The 517-nt window shown below is 51.8% G+C and carries 1 pseudogene; it reads left to right on the forward strand.

Annotated elements, in window-relative coordinates:
• Positions 1-98 precede the first annotated feature (98 nt).
• A pseudogene (locus tag JWG43_RS17815) lies at positions 99-517 on the forward strand (IS5-like element IS5B family transposase); the annotation flags it as partial.

Raw genomic sequence — 517 nt, forward strand, 5'->3', positions numbered from 1 at the left:
TTATAAGAGACAGAAATATAAGTGCTTTAGGGAAGGTGCGAACAAGTCCCTGATATGAGATCATGTTTGTCATCTGGAGCCATGGAACAGGGTTCATCATGAGTCATCAACTTACCTTCGCCGACAGTGAATTCAGCAGTAAGCGCCGTCAGACCAGAAAAGAGATTTTCTTGTCCCGCATGGAGCAGATTCTGCCATGGCAAAACATGGTGGAAGTCATCGAGCCGTTTTACCCCAAGGCTGGTAATGGCCGGCGACCTTATCCGCTGGAAACCATGCTACGCATTCACTGCATGCAGCATTGGTACAACCTGAGCGATGGCGCGATGGAAGATGCTCTGTACGAAATCGCCTCCATGCGTCTGTTTGCCCGGTTATCCCTGGATAGCGCCTTGCCGGACCGCACCACCATCATGAATTTCCGCCACCTGCTGGAGCAGCATCAACTGGCCCGCCAATTGTTCAAGACCATCAATCGCTGGCTGGCCGAAGCAGGCGTCATGATGACTCAAGGCAC

Source organism: Desulfobulbus alkaliphilus, from assembly GCF_016918545.1.
GTDB lineage: Bacteria > Desulfobacterota > Desulfobulbia > Desulfobulbales > Desulfobulbaceae > Desulfobulbus > Desulfobulbus alkaliphilus.